Raw genomic sequence first — 17,814 nt, forward strand, 5'->3', positions numbered from 1 at the left:
GAGCAACACGGCTCCCAAGCCGCACGCCAGTGGCACCACAATTCTGCAAGCCGCAAGCCCCAGAATCGTAAGCAGGTACTTCTCGAGATAGATTGCCGCAAGCACTATGCCCAGGTTGGCCGCGATGTCGAGCAGCTTGCCCGAGATTCCCGAACCTCCCGGGAAGAACGACGTGGCAACCGAGGCCGCCGTCGAGGCACCCACGAGGGCCGTGACGTCCGCCGCCTTCTTGTCGAGCGCCTCGATGGTACCGGCATGCGTGTCGGGAGAGGAGGCAAGCGTCGCCAGTGGGAAGAAGCTCAGCAGCGCGATGAGCACCATGGCCACGCAGCCAATGATCTTGGCGCGCCGGCTCAGGGGCTCGCTGCCTTCGGGCGAAGGGGTGGGCACGGGCTGCCCAGCCGGTTGCCGCGTCTCGGTCTTCTCGAGCTCGTTCATGGCGTGCTCCTTCTCGTCGAATACCAGCATGGGCAGCTCACTGCTTATCTACCCCTCCTCGACGCGCAACGTAGAACCGGTGCGCCCGCGCTCGACCACGATCTTGTGCCCAATGCTCTGGCGCAGCAGCTCGACGTGGCTGATGATGCCCACGAGTTTGTTGCCGTTCTCGGGGCCCGTGAGTGTGCGCATCGTGAGGGCGAGCGACTCCTCGTCGAGCGTGCCAAAGCCCTCGTCGACGAACATCGTGTCGAGCTCGATGCCACCGGCATGCGCTTGAACCACGTCGGACAGCCCCAGCGCCAGGGCAAGGGATGCCTTGAACGACTCGCCGCCCGAGAGCGATGACGCGTCGCGCTCCTTGCCCGTGAAAGCGTCAAGAACATCGAGGTCAAGGCCCGTTTGCGCACTGCCCGAGGTCTCGGCGGAAAACCCGCGGCGAACGAGCTCGTAGCGGCCGTCGGTCATGACGGAGAGGCGCTGGTTTGCCGCCGCAAGCACGCGGTCGAGCCAACGCATCTGCAGGTACGTCTCGAAGCTCACGCGCCTCTTGCCCGAGAGCTGGCCGTTTGCCGTCCTCGACAGCGTGTCCATCTCGGCCAGGCGAGTTGCGAGGTCGCGCGCCTCTCCACCCAGTGCCCCGATCTGGCCGGCCAAGCTCGCGTTGGCCTTCCTGCGCGCACGGACCATCTCACGCTCCTCGTCCACACGCGCTTTCTCGGTACGGGCAGCGGCAAGCTGTGCGGCGGCATCCTCGGCGGACCCGCCATCATGCTCAAGCCGCGCGACCTGCCCCTCGAGGCCGCGCTTGCGCTCCTCGAGCACGTTGAGCTGGCGCTCCAGTTCCGCAGCCTTCGCCTGGGCGGCTTCGAGCTGGCAGTCGAAGTCCTCGACGAGGGCGCTCTTGCGCGCCCGCTCAGACTCGACCTCCTCGCGAGAGCCCGAGCTCAGCTGCGCGCCAATCGCCTCGGCGGCAGCGTGGGCGCTCGCCAGCTCGCGCTGCGCGACAGCGGCCTCCTCCCGAGCCGCCCCCATCGCCTCCTCGAGCGCGGCAACCTCCTTTTCGCTGGAAGCCACGCGCTCCTTGGCCTCTTTCAGCTCACCGACGGCACGGGTGGCCACCTGCACGCGCTCTTCCGCGCCAGCGAGCGCATCCCCCGCGACGGCGAGGGCGACGTTGGCCGCTTGGGCGTCCCGCTCCAAGAGCGTCCCCGCGAACTCGTTGAGGGCGGCCTCGCGCTCCCTGAACCTGGCCTGTGCCTCGTTTGCCGCATCCTGGCAGGCAGCCGCTCGCTCCTGAAGGGTGACCTGGCACTTCTCGGCCCGAGCGACCAGGATTTCGTTTTTCTCGAGCTCATCGACGCGTGCGAGAAGAACGGCAAGCTCTCGGTCTGCCCCCTTCTTCTCGCCCGTCAGCTTGGCGCCCAGCGCCTCGATCTGCTCGCAGGTGCCAAGGCGTTCTACGGCGGCATCGAGCTCTGCCTGCGCGGTCTCGGCCTGTTTGCGGGCCGCGGCCACGGCGGCGGACTTCTCGTTGGCGCAACCCGCTGCCTTGTCCGCCCTCTCCTTGGCACGGTCGAGCTCGTCGCGCGTGGGAACCGCGCCCTTGTGCACCGTGGGATGGGGATGCGCGGTCGAGCCGCACACGGGACAGGGCTCGCCCTCCCTGAGCTCGGCGGCCAGCACGCCCGCCTGACCATCGAGGAAGGCCTGGCGAAGCGCCGTGTAGGCCCCGTCCTTCGCATTCATCTCGGTACGAGCCGCAGCGTAGACGCTCGTTGCCCTCTCCAGCTCGTCAGAGCGCTCGGCAACGGCAACCTCGCGTGCATGAACCTCCTGGTAGTTCGCGCGCGCCTCAGCAAGCTTGCGTCCAAGTTCAACGACGGCTGCCCTGGCGCGCTCGCACTCGGCTGGCGCGCCGGCCAGCGAGGTCGCGCGGTCGTTCAAGCCCTCAAGCTCGGCACACGCCGCCTCAAGGTTGGACTCCGCCTGCTCCAGCTCGTCTTCCTTGGCCTTCGCGGCATCCCCCAGCTTCTCGAGCTCGGCCTGGCGGTGCGCAAGCTCGGCGAGGCGCTCGCAGGCCTCCTTGGCCTCCTCGAATGCCTTCCGTGCCGCGTCTTGATCGCCCTTGGCGCGCTCGAGTTCAACGGGGGCATCCGCGTGCGCAGCCATGCGGGCACGCCCCAGCTCGAGCCGTTCGCACGCACCGTCATGGTCGATGGCGAGCTTCTCGGCAGCGCTCTGCTTCGCCTTGGCCTCCCGGGCGGCCTTGACCTCCTCGGCCCTTGCCTCGTCGAGCCTCCTGAACGCCTCGAGCTCCTGGTCAAGGCGTGCCACCTGGGCGGCAAGTCCCTCGCGGGCGGGCTTGCGCGCCTCGAGCTCCGCAAGCTTGTCGCGCGCGGGCGCCACCTTCTGCCCCGCCGCCACAAACTCGCCGGCGGCCTGCGCAAGTTGCCTCTTGCAATCGGCAAGGCGGGTCGCGCGGTCTGCCAGGGTCACGAGCCGCTCGACCTCGCTGGCCGCACTGGCGCACGTCTTGTCAAGGGCAACGAGCGCCCGCCCATCGGCCTCGTCTTGCTCTGCGATAAGGGCCAGGGCCTCGTCGGCGTTGGGCAGCGAGGCCTCACACAGGGCCTCCGCCCTCTCTGCACGCTCCTCGCCCTCCACCTGGATGTTGGGCACGAGGGCAAGGAGCTTCTCCCTGCCTGCGCGGCCCTGCTCCTCGAGCTCGCCCGCGCGGGCTTTCAGGGCCCTCTGGAAGCTCTCGTAGGGAGCCGTGCCAAAGAGCCTGCGCATGATCTTGCCGCGCTCGCTGGTGTCTGCCTTGAGGAGGCGGCGGAAGTCTCCCTGCGCGATCATCACCACCTGCGAGAACTGGTTGCGGTCGATGCCCAGCAGCTCCTGGATTGCCTCGTTGGCCTCCTTCATGCGCGTGATGGGCGCCTCGCCCCCAGCCATGAAGCTTACGCCGGCGAGCTGCGTCGCCATGCCCTCGCCGCGCTTCTTGGGGCGCTCGTACTCGGGGTTGCGGCGCACGGTGTAGGCCTTGCCATGGTGAACGAACTCGAGCTCAACGTAGGTGGGCGTCTCCTTCTTGGCAAAGTCGCTGCGCAGGCTGCGCGTGGTGCGGTCCGAGCCGCTCGCCTGCCCAAACAGGGCAAACGAGATCGCGTCGAAGATGGTGGTCTTGCCGGCACCCGTGTCACCGCAGATGAGGTAGAGGCCGTGCGCGCCCAGGCGGTCGAAGTCGATGGTGACCTCGCCCGCATAGGGGCCAAACGCGCTGATGGTGAGTTTGGTGGGTCTCATCTACTTCTCCTCAATCTTCTTGAGCTCGTCGACGACCACGCCGCGCTGGGCATCCGTGAGCTCGCTTCCGTTCTGCAGCTCGTAGAACTCGCAGAACAGGTCAAGCGGGCTCGTGCCGTCCTCGCCCGCGGCCGGGGCGTCCGAGGACACGCCGGCGGCGCGCGTTCGGGCGTTGTCATACTCGAGGCTCATGACGTTGGGATAGACCTCGCGCAGCTGCGCCAGGGCGTCAAGCACGGGGTTCTCGTCGGTCAGCACGGCGTAGATGTAGTCCTCGCGGCTGGTTCCGGGCTCGCCAGCGACCTCGCTCGACACGAGGCGCTCGAGCGGCCCTCGCAGGCGGCGCAGGTCATGGAGGGGCTCAAGCGCCGCGAGCTCGATGGCGGGCTCGTCGCCGGGCTTGCCCAGCTCGACCAGGGTGGCTGACTTCTGGCCGCGCCACTCGGAGAGGGAGTACTTGAGGATGGAGCCAGAGTAGCGCACGGCATCGTGGCCCACGCGCTGGGCACCGTGGACGTGCCCCAGTGCCACGTAGTCAAACGGGTCGAATACGCTCGCGTCGACGTTGTCCATGCCGCCCAGCGACAGCTCCGAGGCGCAGCGCTCGGGCGAGATGCCGCCACTCGTCACGAACTGGTGGGCCACGCAGACGTTGCGCACGCGCCGGCCCTCTTCGTCAACATCACGCAGCTCGCAGGCGTCGACCACCACGCGCAGGGCGTCGGTGTAGTCCAAGACCTGCGCGTCCGGAAAGAAGTGGCGCACCGTTGCGGGCTGCAGGAAGGGAATGGGCCAGACGTCGACCGGGCCAAGCTCGTCTGTCAGGCGCACGGGCTCGATACGGCCGTCGAAGACCGGCGACACGTGGATGCCCTGGTTGGCGAGCAGGCTCGAGGCATAGGCCACGCGCTCGGCCGAGTCATGGTTGCCCGCGGTCACGATGGCCGGGACGCCCGTGGCGGCGAGCTGGGCGAGGAACCAATCGACGAGGGCCACGGCGTCCGCGCTGGGCATCGAGCGGTCATAGAGGTCGCCCGCGACGAGCACCGCATCGACGCCGCGCCCGCCAATCATTCCTATGACCTGCTCGAGCACATGGCGCTGGTCCTCGAGCAGGGAAAACTCGCACACCGACTTTCCGATGTGCAAATCCGAGATGTGCAGCAGCCTCATGGCCCCTCCCTAGGGTCGAACCGGGATCGAATTCCAATTGTCTCCATTGTATTGCTCGCCCCTGACACTATTTCTCAGTCACGTGACAGGGGGCCGGTCTTCCGTCTCCGCAGATTGGGGACAAAAGACCCGTCCCCCCCGTCCCCGCGCCCCGCGTCGCCGGGCGCACAGGGCGTGGGCCAAACGGCCCACCCGCATGTCTCCCCACCGCTTATAGGCGGTAAAACCACTTATAAGGGGTGGTGGAATGCGGCCACAAACCACATATTTGAGCCATGCCGACTCAAGACACATACTCCCTCACCTGCGCCTTTGCGAAGAAGTTCGCTCTGCGTCTGCGCAGCCTGCGCGAAAGCAGGGGCCTCACCCAGGAGAAGGTCGCCGAGCTTGCCGGCATGAACACGAACACCTACCAAAAGTACGAGCGCGGCATCCTTGACGAGGACAAGCCCGCCAACCCTCGCCTGTCGTCGCTCCTCTCGATTGCCAGCGCATTTGAAATGGACGTGAGCGAGCTGCTCGTGGTCGAGTACGATAGCTCCGTCACCGGACGCGCGACCCTAGCCGGCCAAAACCTCGACCCAGCCTGGACAGGGCAGCACCGCGACGGCGTAACGACCATATAACTCCAGCTCGGAGGTCACATGTACGGACTGCAGGCCGAGGCCCACTTCGACGGTGCCCACTTCCTCACCAACTACTACGGCAAGTGCGAGAACCTCCACGGCCACCGCTGGCGCGTCGTCGCCACGATCGAGGTCGAGCAGCTGCAGGACGGCACCGGCGTCGGAGGCGGCCTTCGCGAGGACGGTACGCAGACCGGCGACGGCACGATGCGCGACATGGTCGTCGACTTTGGCGTCTTCAAGCGCGTCGTCGCCGAGGTAGCAGGCGAGCTCGACCACACCTTCCTCGTCGAGGAGGGGTCGCTTGCGCCCGCGACCATCGCGGCACTCGAGAGCGAGGGCTTCACCCTGACCATCCTGCCCTTCCGCACCACGACCGAGAACCTCGCCCGCTGGTTCTACGAGCGCCTCGAGCAGCGCGGCCTGCCCGTCTCGCAGGTCGAGGTCGACGAGACGCCCAACAACCGCGCCTTCTACGCTGCAAGCGGTCACGTAGGCCGCTAGCTGCAGCTTTGCCGCTCCATTTGCACTGGGGTGCCCCGCTGTCAACACCCGAACATAGCGTGACGGCCTTGTGGTCGTTTCAGAATCGCCGTCCTTAGTGTCCGATTCGCGTTGCATCATGGGTTCACGGGAAAACGAACACGTGTTTGCGAGCGGAGGCGAGGCACATGACAGGCACCACACCCCGGCGCGCGGCCATGCCCGACGACCCCACAGACACGGGGCACGTCTACCTCTGCATCGACCTCAAGAGCTTCTACGCCTCCGTCGAGTGCGCGGACCTTGGGCTCGACCCGTTTAAGACCAACCTCGTCGTGGCAGACACGAGCCGCGGCCCCGGCACCATCTGCCTGGCGCTCTCCCCCGCAATCAAGGCCTGCGGCCTGTCGGGCCGCCCACGGCTGTTCCAGATTCCCAAGAACATCCGCTACCGCGCCATCAGGCCCCACATGCGCCGCTACATGGAGGTATCGGCGCAAATCTATAGCATCTATCTGCGCTTCATTGCCAAGGAAGACATCCACGTCTACTCGATCGACGAGTGCTTCATCGACGCCACGCCCTACCTTGCGCTCTACCAGGCAGACGGGGCAGGCCTCGCGCGTATGCTCATGGACACCGTCTATGCCGAGACGCGCATCTGTGCCACGGCCGGCGTGGGCACCAACCTCTTCCTCGCCAAGGTGGCGCTCGACATCCTCGCCAAGCACGAGCCCAGCCACATCGGCGTGCTCGACGGCCCCACGTTTCGCCAGAAGATCTGGCGCCATCGTCCCATCACGGACATCTGGCAGGTGGGCCCGGGCATCGCGCGCAGGCTCGCCCGCCTGGGCGCCTACGACCTCGCGGGGGTCGTCGCCATCGACGAGGCAACCCTGCGCCGCGAGTTCGGCGTCAACGCGGTCCACCTCGCCGAGCACGCCCGCGGCATCGAGAACTGCACCATTGGCCAGATCCAAGCCTACGAGCCGCAGCAGCACTCCATCAGCGTGGGCCAGGTGCTCACGCACCCCTACACGGCAGACGAGGCGCTCACCGTCGTGCGCGAGATGGTCGACGAGGGCGTTCTCGACCTCATCGGCAAGGGCCTGGCCTGCGGCCACGTCTCGCTATGGGTTGGCTACCACATGGATGTGACGGACTGGGAGCTCGCCTGCGTCCGGCGCGGCCCGCACGCCGCGGCCTCGCACAAGCTCGCGGCCCACACCTCGTCGCGCGAGGCGCTCATGCGCGAGGTCGAGCGCCTGTTTGCCGAGGTCGTGGACACGCGGCGCAAGGTCAAGCGCCTGAGCATAGGCCTTGGCGCCCTCATCTCCCAGAGCCTTGCCGAGCCCACGCTGTTCGTAGACGTGCAGGCCGAGGAGACTGAGCGCAGGCTCGTCGCCACGACGCTCGCCGTAAAGCAGCGGTTTGGAAAGAACGCGATCATCCGCGGCCGAAGCCTCCGCGAGGAGGCCACGGGGCGCGACCGCAACGCACAGGTGGGAGGACACCATGCATAACAGCCTTCTTGGTTCGGAGAGCTCGCCCGTGGCACGCGCCGCCACCCCAACCGACGCCGCGCAGTTCATGCCGTTCGCAGCCCTCACCGGCTACTACGACGTCGTGCGCGAGCAGGAGCGCGTCCGCGAGCCGCGCCACACCATGACCGAGGAGCGCACCGAGCAGATCTCGCGAATGCTCTCGCGCCTGGGCAAGGGCAGCGAGGTGCGCGTCACCTACTACGCGCGGGACTCCTACGAGACCTGCGTGGGTACGGTGCGCCAGATCGACGCCGCCTTCAGGACGCTCGAGCTCACGCAGGGCGGCTCCCGCTCGAGCAGGCGCATCCTGTTCGAGGACATCTGGGAAATCGACTGGCTCGGCTAGGCACGGTCCGACGCCTCGCCGAGGCACGGAGGGCGGGGTCGGCGGTTCCGTCACCACGGGCGTAGTCCCGCACGGCCAGCACGGGCGGCAACCACCCGGGGCGTCCGCGCGTACAATGGCACGGACACGAGAGGAGCCCGCATGGCAGAACAGACAGCGAGGTACGAGGAGAGGCGGCGCCTCGAGGCAGACCGCTTCGAGGTCTCCGTTGGCAGGCTGCACGTCAACGACGCTGACTTTCCCTACTCGTTCATACGCATTCGCCCGGGCGTGTGCGTCCTGCCCCTCATCGAGGGCGAGGGTGAGCCCCAGACCGTGCTCATCCGCCAGTTCCGCCCCGCCACGGGCAGCATGCAGGTCGAGCTTCCGGCCGGCGCCATCGACGAAGGCGAGCAGCCCCGCGACACGGCGGCGCGCGAACTGGCCGAGGAGACGGGCTACGTGGCCTCCGAGCTCGTTGACCTGGGCCCCTTCCACCCCTCGCCCGGTGCCACCGCTGAGACGATCCACCTGTTCCTTGCCCGCTGCGGCGGGCAGACGAGTGACGCGCGCCCAGACGCCAGCGAGGACATACGCCAGCGGGTGGTGCCCCTCTCCCATCTCGAGGGCCTCATCGCAAGCGGCGAGTTCCGCCACGGCGCGGGGCTCGCGGCCTGGGCGCGTGCGCAGGCGCGCGGCCTGCTGAGCGACCAGGCACAACCGGCAACGCCACGGCCCGCGCCGCAGGCAGGGGATGTCGCGCGTGCCGCCGGCCAGGCGGAGATGCGCTCATGACAAGCGAGTCTCCCCTCGACATCCTGCGGCGCGTCTTTGGCTACCCAAGCTTTCGCGCGCACCAGGAGCAGATCATCGACGCCGCCCTTGCCGGGCAAGACGTCATGGCCATCATGCCCACCTCGGCAGGCAAGTCGATCTGCTACCAGGTGCCCGCCCTGGCCCTCGGCGGCCTCACCGTCGTGGTGTCGCCCCTCATCTCGCTCATGAGCGACCAGGTCTGCGCCCTGCGCGAGTTGGGCGTCGCCGCGGCCTGCCTCAACAGCTCGCTCGCCGCGCCCGACCGCCTCCAGATTCTCGACCAGGCGCGGGCGGGCGAGCTCACGCTGCTCTACGTGGCGCCCGAGCGCCTCGACGACCCCGCCTTTCTCGACCTGACGCACGAGCAGCCGCCCCGCCTGCTCGCCATCGACGAGGCCCACTGCATCTCGCAGTGGGGCAACGACTTTCGTCCCAGCTACCAGCGCATTCGCGAGTTCGTCGACCAACTCGAGACCCGCTGCCCCGTCATGGCGCTCACCGCAACCGCCACCCGCCAGGTGCGCGAGGACATCGAGGGCTCCCTTGGCCTCGAGAACCCCCTGCGCGTCGTGGCGAGCTTCGACAGGCCCAACCTCTCGTTTGCGGTCGAGCGGCCCACAAGCAGGCGCGCCAAGGACGAAGCGCTCGCGCGCTTCGTCGCCGACCGGCCGGAGCGCAGCGGCATCATCTACTGCATGAGCCGCCGCTCCGTCGAGCAGGTCTGCGACGACCTCTGCGAGCGCGGCATCGCCGCCACCCGCTACCACGCGGGTCTCTCCCCCGACGAGCGCGAGCGCAACCAGGCAGACTTCATCTATGACCGCAAGGCCGTCATGGTGGCCACGAACGCCTTTGGCATGGGCATCGACAAGAGCAACGTGAGCTACGTCGTGCACTACAACCTGCCACTCTCGCTCGAGAACTACTACCAGGAGGCGGGCCGTGCCGGCCGCGACGGCACGGCGGCCGAGTGCCTGCTGCTCTACAGCCCCGCGGACGTCCACACGGCGGAGTTTCTCCTCTCGCGCACCGAGCGCTCGGACCTCACGCCCGAGCAGCTCGAGCAGCTGCGCCAGGCAGACGACGCCCGCCTGCGCCAGATGGTCTTCTACGCCACTACCACCAACTGCCTGCGCTCGTTCATCCTGCGCTACTTTGGCGAGGAGGCCCCGGCCTACTGCGGCAACTGCTCGAACTGCCTCGCAGACTTCGAGGAGACGGACGAGCGCACCAACGCTCTCAAGATCGTGAGCTGCGTGGCCTGCGTGCGCCAGCAGGCCCGCGCGCAGGGAATGCATGCCGAGAGCGTTGGCGCGGGCCTCATCGTCGACATCCTGCGTGGCTCGCACGCCGCCCGCGTGCTCGAGCGCGGCTACGACGCCCTGTCGACCTACGGCATCATGGCAGACGTCCCCGTGCCGCAGATTCGTTCGCTCATCGACGAGCTCGTCTACCGCGGCGTGCTCGGCCGCTCGGCGGGCAACTTCCCCACCATTACCCTCACCGCCCGCAGCGGCGCCTTCCTGCGCTCGACCGAGCCCCTCCTCGTCAAGGTTGCCAAGGGCAGGCCGCGACCGGCAAGGCACGCCCGTACCGCCCAGGACGCATCGGCGGAGCGCGCAGACCTCACGCCCGAGCAGGCCCAGCTCTTCTCGGCCCTGCGCACGCTGCGCACCGAACTCGCCCGCGAGCAGCAGATTCCGCCCTACCTCATCTTCAACAACGCCACGCTCGAGGACATGTGCCGCAAGCGCCCCCGCAGCACGGAGGAGCTGCTCGAGGTAAGCGGCGTGGGCGCCAAGAAGGCCGAGCGCTACGGGGAGGCCTTCCTCGAGGCCATCGCCAACGCGCCCGCCTAGCCGCCCGAGCGTTTCTGATCGGTGAACTTCGCCAGGCGGCCCGGCGTGGCGCGGCACGCACCTCGCATCGTATTCCTACAATCGCGCTAGGAGATAATTTGCATGGACAACGCCACCAAGAGCTCGGTCCAGGAGGCGCTCGCGGCGCTGGGCCTCTCGCCCAGTCGCCTCATCAAGGACACCACGCGCGAGCAGCGTATCGAGATCATCGAGCGCTCGCTGTCGTGGTGTGGCGAGGGCAGCTGCGACAACTGCGGCTCGTGCCGCCTGGGGTCGGGCGACCCCTGGAAGGCCTACGCGCCCCACATCGACGGCCTCAAGGAAATCGACGAGATTAACGCCGAGATAGCGGCGGCTCGCGAGAGCCGCCTCGAGCGAGGCTAGCGGCCCGTCCGCTACAATCGCACAGAGCACAAACACACCGCCGCGCCCATCTGCGCGGTACAGCTACGCAAAGGAGAGCACATGCGCACCGTGAACGTTGGCATCATCGGCCTGGGCACCGTGGGCGGCGGCGTCGCCCGCCTCATCCTGAGCCACCACAACGAGTATCTTGCCAGCTATGGCATCGACCTGGGCATCGCCCGCGCCTGCGCGCTCGACCCCGAGGCGGCCCGCGCCTGCGGCATCGCCGACGACACCTTCACCGCCGACTGGCACGACGTCGTGAGCGACCCGGCCGTCGACGTCGTGGTCGAGCTCATCGGCGGCGAGCACCCCGCCACCGAGATCTACGAGGCGGCCTTCGCCAACGGCAAGCACGTCGTCACCGCCAACAAGGCCCTGCTCGGCCGTCACGTCGAGGCGCTTGCCGCCAAGGCACGCGCCAACGGCGTGCAGCTCAAGTGCGAGGCGAGCTGCGGCGGCGGCATCCCCATCGTGAGCACCCTCGAGCACGACCTCGTGGGCAACAAGATCCTCACCATCGCCGGCATCCTCAACGGCACCACCAACTACATCCTGTCGCGCATGGAGTCCGAGGGCGCCGACTACGCCGACGTCCTGGCAGACGCCCAGGCCAAGGGCTACGCCGAGGCCGATCCCTCGGCCGACGTCGACGGCTTTGACGCCGCAAGCAAGACGGCCATCCTCGCCTCGATTGGCTTCCGCACCCGCGTCACCACCGACGACGTCTTCCAGCAGGGCATCCGCACCATCGCCGCTGAGGATATCGCCGCCGCGCACGAGCTTGGCTACACCATCAAGCTACTTGGCATCGCCCGCAACACCAGCGACGGCGTCGACGTGCGCGTACACCCCACGATGATCCCGCTCGACCACCAGCTCGCCAAGGTCTCCGGCGCCATGAACGCCGTGTACGTCGTGGGCGACGCCGTAGGCGAGACGATGTTCTACGGCGCCGGCGCCGGCTCCTTCCCCACCGCGAGTGCCGTCGTGGGCGACATCCTCACCCTCGCCGATCCCATCAGCCACGGCTCGGCGCCCCTGCCCGAGGCCGAGCCCTTCCAGCACACGCTGCCGCTGCGCCCCATGGACGAGCTCGAAACCAAGTACTACGTGCGCCTTGCCGTCGCCGACCGCGTGGGCGCGCTCGCCGAGGTCGTCAACGTCTTCGCCAAGCACGACATCTCGATCTCGCTCATCAACCAGCTCGAGGACGGCACGGCAGACGGCGACGCCTGCTCCGTCATCTTCCTGACGCACGAGGCCCTCGAGAAGAACATGCAGGCCGCCGCGGCCGAGCTCACGCAGGCGAGCTGCGTGCGCGCCGTCGCCAACGTGCTGCGCATCGAGGACACCAACGCCTGGACCGATGGCGTCATGGCCAACTAGCCGCAGCTCACAGTACTCATCGCCACAAAGAGGAACCCTCCGAAGCCAGCTTCGGAGGGTTCCTCTCGCTATCTGCGTATGCGTGGCGCCTAGGCGAGCGCGGCGGCGATGGCGGCGCAGAAGGCCGGGATGTCGTCGGGGCAGCGGCTCGTGATGAGCGTCTGGCCGTCGGAGTCGTCGACGTGGGCCTCCTCGTCGACCCACACGAAGCCGCCGTTCTCCATGTCGATGCGGTTGAACTCGCAGCTCGTCACCGTCTTGCCCTTGGCGACACCGGCGTTCACGAGCAGCCACGGGCCGTGGCAGATGCAGGCCACGACCTTCTTGGCGTCCATGAATTCACGCATGATGCGGTGCGCTTCGGGGCTGATGCGCAGACGGTCCATGTTGACGGTGCCGCCCGGGACGATGAGGACGTCGTAGCCCTCGGCGCCGGCCTCGGCGAGGCTCTTGTCTGGCACGATCTGCTGAGAGTCGTAGCGGTCGCCCGTGACGCAGTCGACAGGGTTGCTCGCCGCGGCAATCGTGACCTCGGCGCCAGCCTCGCGCAGGAACTTCGCAGGCTCGAGAAGCTCGGGCTCCTCGGTGCCGTAGCCCTCGACGATGATCAGGGCGCTCTTTCCGGTAAGGTCTGCCATGTTCCCTCCTTTGTTGCGGCGCGAGGCCGCGAGGATTCTGCCAACAGTGGCAGCGTACGCATCAAAGGTAGGCCGCAAACCCTCTAATTCGCGAGCGGGGGCATGCGGTCGGCAGACAAGCGCCCTACTCGACGCCGCGCTCAGAGAGGCCCACGCAGCCCTCACGCTCCACGGCCTCTCCCGCCAGGGCGCGCACGCAGCGCCCAACGCCGCGAGCCGCCTGCTCGAGGGGCACGTTCCTGGCGTCAACCAGCAGGCGGCCCACCCCCGCCCGCGCCAGCTCGAGCGCCTCGGGCACAAGGTCAACCGGCTCGTCGAGGTAGACGCGCGACCTACCGCGTCCATCGGTCCTCACGGGCAGGGCGCGCTCGTCGATGTTCACGAGCCAGTGGCTCTTGTAACGGTACGGACAGTTCGCATGGTCGCGGTCGCACGCGTAGGCAACCTGCAGCGCGCAGTGTTCGCAGGTCATGAGGCGCGGCCGACCAAAGACGCACGCGCCAACGGGCAGGGCGCCCGCGCGGGCAAGGCGGCACATCTGGCCCAGCGACAGCTCGGGCGAGAGCCAGGCGAGGCAAGCCCCCATGGCGTCGAGCGCGCGCAGGGCAGCGGCGTTGTGCGCGGGAATGCAGCCGCGCGCCTCGGCCAGGGCACCACGCTCGCAAGCAAGCGCCAGCTCGGAGACGTTTCCCACCGCAACGGACCGCCCCTCCATGACCCAGGGATCAAGGCGGGCGTGGTCGCCCTCGCGACACACCTCGTCGAGCACGGGCACAACCAGGCCGCGACGCACCTCATCCGCCAGCCCCTCTGTAGGCTCACGGTCAATGACGTCGAGGTAGATGCGGGTGGCACCGGCCTCGCGCAGCTCGCGCGCGTCGTCGGGGGCGCTCACCAGCGCACAGATCTCACAGCTCTCGCTCAAGCCTGCTCACCGCCTCGGCCGCCTCGCACACCAGCTCCACGCTCCGCGTCACGCGCACGTCGGCGCCAGACGGCACGGCGCGCGGCACCCTCACCACAACGCGCTCGCCCGCAGCCACCGCACGCGGCGCCACAACCACCAGGAAGCGCGTGGGCTCGCTCGCGTGGCGCAGCTCGAGCGAGTCGCCGGCGTCCACTGGGGCGTCGAGCTCAAGCTCGATGGTGCCCCTTAGCTGCTGGCCGTCGCGCGGGACAAAGCCCGGCTCGGGCTCAAAGCCCAGCACGTGGCCCACGAGCTCGCCTCGGTTGCCGCTGCGCTCGTAGCTCATGAGGCCGTTGCCAGACTCGCCGAGAAGGTAGCAGTCGACGAGCCCTCGATTGAAGCTGCGTTTGAGGCGGCGGCGCAGCGCCTCCCCGTTAGGCTGCCCGCCCGCGGCGAGGGCGTCGAGCGCCACGCGGTAGGCGCTCGTCACGGCATAGACGTAAGGGCTCGGCTTCATGCGGCCCTCGAGCTTGAGGGAGGCCACGCCCGCACGGGCGAGCGCACGCACGTCTCCCACCACGCAGTTGTCGCGCGTGCACAGGGCGCGCTCGCGCTCGGCCGGCTGCAGGCGCACGCCCTCCTCTCCCACCAGGTCAAACGGCAGGCGGCAGGGCTGGGCGCACATGCCACGGTTGGGAGAGCGGCCCTCGCGCAGAAAGCTCGAGAGCATGCATACCCCCGAGTAGCTGGGGCATATTGCCCCGTGCGAGAAAACCTCGAGCTCAAGGCTGGTGCGCCCGGCAATCGCCGCGATCTCTTCCAGCGGCAGCTCGCGCGAGAGCGTCACGCGGCTCGCGCCCAGCTCCTCGCACAGGCTCACACCACGCGCGTCGTGCACGTTGGCCTGGGTCGACACGTGAATCTCGGCCCCGGGCAGCCGGCGACGCACCTCGACCAGAAAACCCCAGTCCTGGATGATCAGGGCGTCGGCCCCGGCGTCAAGCACGCGCACGGCGTCGTCGACGGCACCGGCGAGCTCGTCTTGTGCCACGACCACGTTCATCGTCACGTAGACACGGGCGTCATGGGCATGAGCCAAGCTGCACAGGCTCGCAAGCTCGTCGAACGATATGCCGCCCGCGCGACGGCGCGCGTTGAGGGTGCCCGTCACGCCGCAGTAGATGGCATCGGCTCCCCCGGCGATGGCGGCAAGGAACGCCGCGCGGTCGCCCGCGGGGGCCAGAAGCTCGGGTATGTCATGCTCGCGTGTCATGGGCTACGAGTCTAGCAAAGCTCGCGCGGGCCCTACTCGGCAGGCTCCATCGAGACGAGCTCAACCTTCCACGCAAAGTCGTGCGAGGTCAGGCCGTGGCCGCCCACGACCATCTCACCCACTTGGTTGTCGAACGGATCGTTGCGCAGCACGTCGCAGGCAGGCGCAAGATTACCCTCGAACTGCGCGTTTGCCACCATGCGCCACGGCCCCAGGTTGCCAAAGTAGAAGCGGCGCCGTGCCTCATCGCCATCGCGGCGGGCGGCGGAGCCAAACGAGCAGTCGGCCCAGAGCCAGCCCAGCCCCCCGACGTAAAACATCGCCCAGTCGTGCGGGCCCACATGGTCGGGTGCGGCATACAGACCGCTCTGCCAGCGGGCGGGCACGCCACCCAGGCGGCACAGCGTGATGAACGTGAGCGCAAAGACGCCGCAGTCTCCCCGCAGCGACTTAGCGCAGTTGTCGGCAATGCCGTCGAGCAACACATAGGCGGGCTGGAAGCGATAGTCCACGTTCTTGGTCACGTAGTCATAGGCAGCCCGCGCGCGCCCCAGCGCGTCGCCCTCGGCAAGGCCCGCAAAGATGCGGTCCGCGAGCGCGCGCAGGTAGGGGGTAAAGGCAACGTGCGGCCGATCCTCCCGCAAGTCGGCGAGGCAGGGCGCGGGAGCCATGCCGACGCGCGGTGCGGGCGCGGCCGGGGCGCCCACCCACAGGTCTGCGTAGGGGGCGCAGGTCGTGTACTCGTACTCGACATAGAAGCCGCGCGTGCCCTCCCGCTCCCAGTACATCGTGCGCTGCGGCGCGTCCTCGGCGGCAGCGATACCGCCCGGCGTGGCGTCGACCACGCGCATGTCCGCCTGCTGCGGGCACGCGGCCGGCAGCGGCAGCCAGCACCTCACCGGCGTGTCGGCGCCAGTCTCAACACCCTCGCCCGCCTCGATGCTCGCGCGGATGCGAACGCGGCGCGCGGCGTGACCCCGCTCGCGCATCTCGTCAATCGTGGCGAGCTGCTCCGTGCGGTCGGACGCAGGGCACGAGAGCCCCGGCACCTCCTCGGGATACTTGCGCAGCGCGTCGAGAAAGCTCGCGAGGAAACGCTGCTCGCCCTCGACGAGACGCCAGTCGATGCGCCCGCGGTCAATGAGGGCGTCGAGGTCCCCCTCGCCAAAGTCGGGCCACTCGGCACGAATCTGGGCCAGGGCCTGCTCGCGCGTCACGCAGAAGTCGCGCGGCGCCCGCAGCATGCGGGCGCGCTCGGCACGCAGGCAGGCGGCGAGCTCGGGGCGCGCTCCGGCGGCGAGTTCGTCCTCGATGAGGCGAACGGCGTGCGCGAGCTCGCCCGCGTCCTTGAGGCGCGCGATCTCTGCGGGAAGCCCGTCGTCAAGGTGTCGGATGTCCTCGTTCGTCGCGTCGAATTCGCCCATCTCGTCTTTGCTCCCCGTCTTCTCGTCATGACGCGGGCGCTGCGGGCACAAGGTCCGCAGCGCCACATACGCCCCATGGTAGCCCTAACGAGCTCATCAAGGCTCGCACCAACCGCTCGCCGGACCCGCGGGGCACCGTTCGCCGCAAATTTGGGCTATGCCGCACGCCCGCGGCCATACTCCCCCTTGGCCGTCGATTCGGTCACCGGCAGCAAATGTCCAGCATACGGTGGTCAACGTCGCGGCCGCGCATATCCAGGCGGTAGGCAGGGGCGCCCGCCGCACCCAAGCAGAACAGGGGCATCACATGAATCTCAGGGAGAAGTACGGCGAGTGGGGCATCGTCCTTGGAGCCACCGAAGGCGTGGGCGAGGCCTTCTGCAAGAAGCTGGCCGAGGGCGGCATGAACCTCGTCATGGTGGGCCGCCGCGAGGAGCTCATGCGCGAGAAGGCCGAGAAGTTCAAGGAGGAGTACGGCGTCGACTACAAGGTCGTACGCGCCGACCTCTCCCAGCCCGATGACGCCTGCGAGAAGATCTTCGCCGCCACCGAGGGCCTCGACATGGGCTTCATGAGCTACGTGGCGTGTCTGCACCACTTTGGCCGCCTCCAGGACGTCGACCTCGCCGTCCACGAGCAGTGCCTCAACGTCAACGTCATCAGCTTCCTGCGCATCTTCTACCACTACATGAAGCAGTTCGCCGCCCAGGACCGTGGCGCCGTCATCAACGTCTCGTCCATGACGGGCATCTCGGGCTCGCCGTTCAACGGCCAGTACGGCGCCGGCAAGGCCTACATCCTCAAGCTCACCGAGGCAGTCGCCTACGAGACCAAGAAGACCGGCGTCGACGTCGAGGCCATCACGCTGGGCACCACCCTCACCCCCACGGCCATGAAGAACTTCCCCAAGGGCCCGGCCGGCGACGCGGTCGTCAAGATCGCCCTCACCCCCGACCAGGTCGCCGACGAGGCGTTCGAGAAGCTCGGCCATGAGATGTCGGTTATCGCCGGCGAGCGCAACAAGAACAGCGTGCACGACTGGAAGGCCAACCACACGGAGGACGAGTACATCGCCTATATGGGCGCCTTCTACGAGAACTAGCGCCACGCACGCGGCTCAACGTCTCCGCATCCCCACCCGCCCGAGCCATGAACTGCACCCCAAAACTTGGACGGCATAAATAAGAACTACGCCGCAAGGGACT

At 68.2% G+C, this 17,814-nt stretch carries 15 protein-coding genes and 1 pseudogene; 9 read left to right on the plus strand and 7 right to left on the minus strand.

Features of this window, described 5'->3' with window-relative positions:
• The 3 genes and pseudogenes from AC1VTH_RS02565 to AC1VTH_RS02575 all read right to left on the minus strand — a co-directional run.
• Positions 1-468 (minus strand): annotated as a pseudogene (locus AC1VTH_RS02565) (hypothetical protein); the annotation flags it as partial.
• A gap of 18 nt (positions 469-486) precedes the next feature.
• Positions 487-3,747: an AAA family ATPase gene (locus tag AC1VTH_RS02570; RefSeq protein ID WP_481334530.1), complete on the minus strand. Its 3,261-nt coding sequence runs from the start codon at positions 3,745-3,747 to the stop codon at positions 487-489.
• Positions 3,748-4,920 carry an exonuclease SbcCD subunit D gene (locus AC1VTH_RS02575; protein ID WP_481334532.1) on the minus strand — a complete coding sequence of 391 codons (1,173 nt, stop codon included), beginning with the start codon at positions 4,918-4,920 and terminating at the stop codon, positions 3,748-3,750. It abuts the gene before it with no gap.
• A gap of 275 nt (positions 4,921-5,195) precedes the next feature.
• Between AC1VTH_RS02575 and AC1VTH_RS02580 the strand changes: the two genes are divergently transcribed.
• The 8 genes from AC1VTH_RS02580 to AC1VTH_RS02615 all read left to right on the plus strand — a co-directional run bounded on the left by AC1VTH_RS02580 (position 5,196) and on the right by AC1VTH_RS02615 (position 12,367).
• Positions 5,196-5,546 carry a helix-turn-helix domain-containing protein gene (locus AC1VTH_RS02580; protein WP_293673326.1) on the plus strand — a complete coding sequence of 117 codons (351 nt, stop codon included), beginning with the start codon at positions 5,196-5,198 and terminating at the stop codon, positions 5,544-5,546.
• A gap of 18 nt (positions 5,547-5,564) precedes the next feature.
• Complete coding sequence (locus AC1VTH_RS02585) at positions 5,565-6,050, plus strand: 6-pyruvoyl trahydropterin synthase family protein (RefSeq protein WP_481334534.1); 486 nt, start codon at positions 5,565-5,567, stop codon at positions 6,048-6,050.
• Between the two features lie 167 nt (positions 6,051-6,217).
• Complete coding sequence (locus AC1VTH_RS02590; protein WP_481334535.1) at positions 6,218-7,552, plus strand: Y-family DNA polymerase; 1,335 nt, start codon at positions 6,218-6,220, stop codon at positions 7,550-7,552.
• Entirely contained in the window at positions 7,545-7,919 is a 375-nt protein-coding gene (locus tag AC1VTH_RS02595) for a YolD-like family protein (protein ID WP_481334537.1), read from the plus strand. The genes AC1VTH_RS02590 and AC1VTH_RS02595 overlap by 8 nt, the downstream gene beginning before the upstream one ends.
• A 141-nt stretch (positions 7,920-8,060) precedes the next feature.
• Entirely contained in the window at positions 8,061-8,693 is a 633-nt protein-coding gene (locus AC1VTH_RS02600; RefSeq protein ID WP_301829727.1) for an NUDIX hydrolase, read from the plus strand.
• Entirely contained in the window at positions 8,690-10,573 is a 1,884-nt protein-coding gene (recQ, locus tag AC1VTH_RS02605) for a DNA helicase RecQ (protein WP_481334539.1), read from the plus strand. The genes AC1VTH_RS02600 and recQ overlap by 4 nt, the downstream gene beginning before the upstream one ends.
• A 102-nt stretch (positions 10,574-10,675) precedes the next feature.
• Entirely contained in the window at positions 10,676-10,957 is a 282-nt protein-coding gene (locus tag AC1VTH_RS02610) for a hypothetical protein (RefSeq protein WP_481334540.1), read from the plus strand.
• An 81-nt stretch (positions 10,958-11,038) separates the two neighbouring features.
• Positions 11,039-12,367: a homoserine dehydrogenase gene (locus tag AC1VTH_RS02615; protein ID WP_481334541.1), complete on the plus strand. Its 1,329-nt coding sequence runs from the start codon at positions 11,039-11,041 to the stop codon at positions 12,365-12,367.
• A gap of 89 nt (positions 12,368-12,456) precedes the next feature.
• Here the strand turns inward: AC1VTH_RS02615 and AC1VTH_RS02620 are convergent, their stop codons facing one another.
• The 4 genes from AC1VTH_RS02620 to AC1VTH_RS02635 all read right to left on the minus strand — a co-directional run bounded on the left by AC1VTH_RS02620 (position 12,457) and on the right by AC1VTH_RS02635 (position 16,609).
• Positions 12,457-13,005, minus strand: coding sequence for a DJ-1/PfpI/YhbO family deglycase/protease (locus AC1VTH_RS02620; RefSeq protein WP_481334543.1), 549 nt, complete (start codon positions 13,003-13,005; stop codon positions 12,457-12,459).
• Between the two features lie 124 nt (positions 13,006-13,129).
• Complete coding sequence (locus AC1VTH_RS02625) at positions 13,130-13,930, minus strand: U32 family peptidase (protein WP_293674182.1); 801 nt, start codon at positions 13,928-13,930, stop codon at positions 13,130-13,132.
• Positions 13,914-15,185 (minus strand): peptidase U32 family protein, encoded by a 1,272-nt coding sequence (locus tag AC1VTH_RS02630; protein ID WP_481334544.1) that lies wholly within the window; start codon positions 15,183-15,185, stop codon positions 13,914-13,916. Before AC1VTH_RS02630 ends, AC1VTH_RS02625 begins: the two co-directional genes overlap by 17 nt.
• A gap of 32 nt (positions 15,186-15,217) precedes the next feature.
• Complete coding sequence (locus AC1VTH_RS02635; RefSeq protein ID WP_481334546.1) at positions 15,218-16,609, minus strand: transglutaminase-like domain-containing protein; 1,392 nt, start codon at positions 16,607-16,609, stop codon at positions 15,218-15,220.
• A 307-nt stretch (positions 16,610-16,916) separates the two neighbouring features.
• On the opposite strand from AC1VTH_RS02635, the gene AC1VTH_RS02640 reads away from it, so the two are divergent.
• Positions 16,917-17,711 carry a 7beta-hydroxysteroid dehydrogenase gene (locus AC1VTH_RS02640; RefSeq protein ID WP_293673885.1) on the plus strand — a complete coding sequence of 265 codons (795 nt, stop codon included), beginning with the start codon at positions 16,917-16,919 and terminating at the stop codon, positions 17,709-17,711.
• The last annotated feature ends 103 nt before the right edge of the window (positions 17,712-17,814 follow it).

Source organism: Parolsenella sp. (genome assembly GCF_982402205.1).

Bases quoted from the DNA above. Each gene is read 5' to 3' on its own strand.
- AC1VTH_RS02570 (WP_481334530.1), bottom strand. From the start codon at position 3,747: ATGAGACCCACCAAACTCACCATCAGCGCGTTTGGCCCCTATGCGGGC.
- AC1VTH_RS02575 (WP_481334532.1), bottom strand. From the start codon at position 4,920: ATGAGGCTGCTGCACATCTCGGATTTGCACATCGGAAAGTCGGTGTGC.
- AC1VTH_RS02580 (WP_293673326.1), top strand. From the start codon at position 5,196: ATGCCGACTCAAGACACATACTCCCTCACCTGCGCCTTTGCGAAGAAG.
- AC1VTH_RS02585 (WP_481334534.1), top strand. From the start codon at position 5,565: ATGTACGGACTGCAGGCCGAGGCCCACTTCGACGGTGCCCACTTCCTC.
- AC1VTH_RS02590 (WP_481334535.1), top strand. From the start codon at position 6,218: ATGACAGGCACCACACCCCGGCGCGCGGCCATGCCCGACGACCCCACA.
- AC1VTH_RS02595 (WP_481334537.1), top strand. From the start codon at position 7,545: ATGCATAACAGCCTTCTTGGTTCGGAGAGCTCGCCCGTGGCACGCGCC.
- AC1VTH_RS02600 (WP_301829727.1), top strand. From the start codon at position 8,061: ATGGCAGAACAGACAGCGAGGTACGAGGAGAGGCGGCGCCTCGAGGCA.
- recQ (WP_481334539.1), top strand. From the start codon at position 8,690: ATGACAAGCGAGTCTCCCCTCGACATCCTGCGGCGCGTCTTTGGCTAC.
- AC1VTH_RS02610 (WP_481334540.1), top strand. From the start codon at position 10,676: ATGGACAACGCCACCAAGAGCTCGGTCCAGGAGGCGCTCGCGGCGCTG.
- AC1VTH_RS02615 (WP_481334541.1), top strand. From the start codon at position 11,039: ATGCGCACCGTGAACGTTGGCATCATCGGCCTGGGCACCGTGGGCGGC.
- AC1VTH_RS02620 (WP_481334543.1), bottom strand. From the start codon at position 13,005: ATGGCAGACCTTACCGGAAAGAGCGCCCTGATCATCGTCGAGGGCTAC.
- AC1VTH_RS02630 (WP_481334544.1), bottom strand. From the start codon at position 15,185: ATGACACGCGAGCATGACATACCCGAGCTTCTGGCCCCCGCGGGCGAC.
- AC1VTH_RS02635 (WP_481334546.1), bottom strand. From the start codon at position 16,609: ATGGGCGAATTCGACGCGACGAACGAGGACATCCGACACCTTGACGAC.
- AC1VTH_RS02640 (WP_293673885.1), top strand. From the start codon at position 16,917: ATGAATCTCAGGGAGAAGTACGGCGAGTGGGGCATCGTCCTTGGAGCC.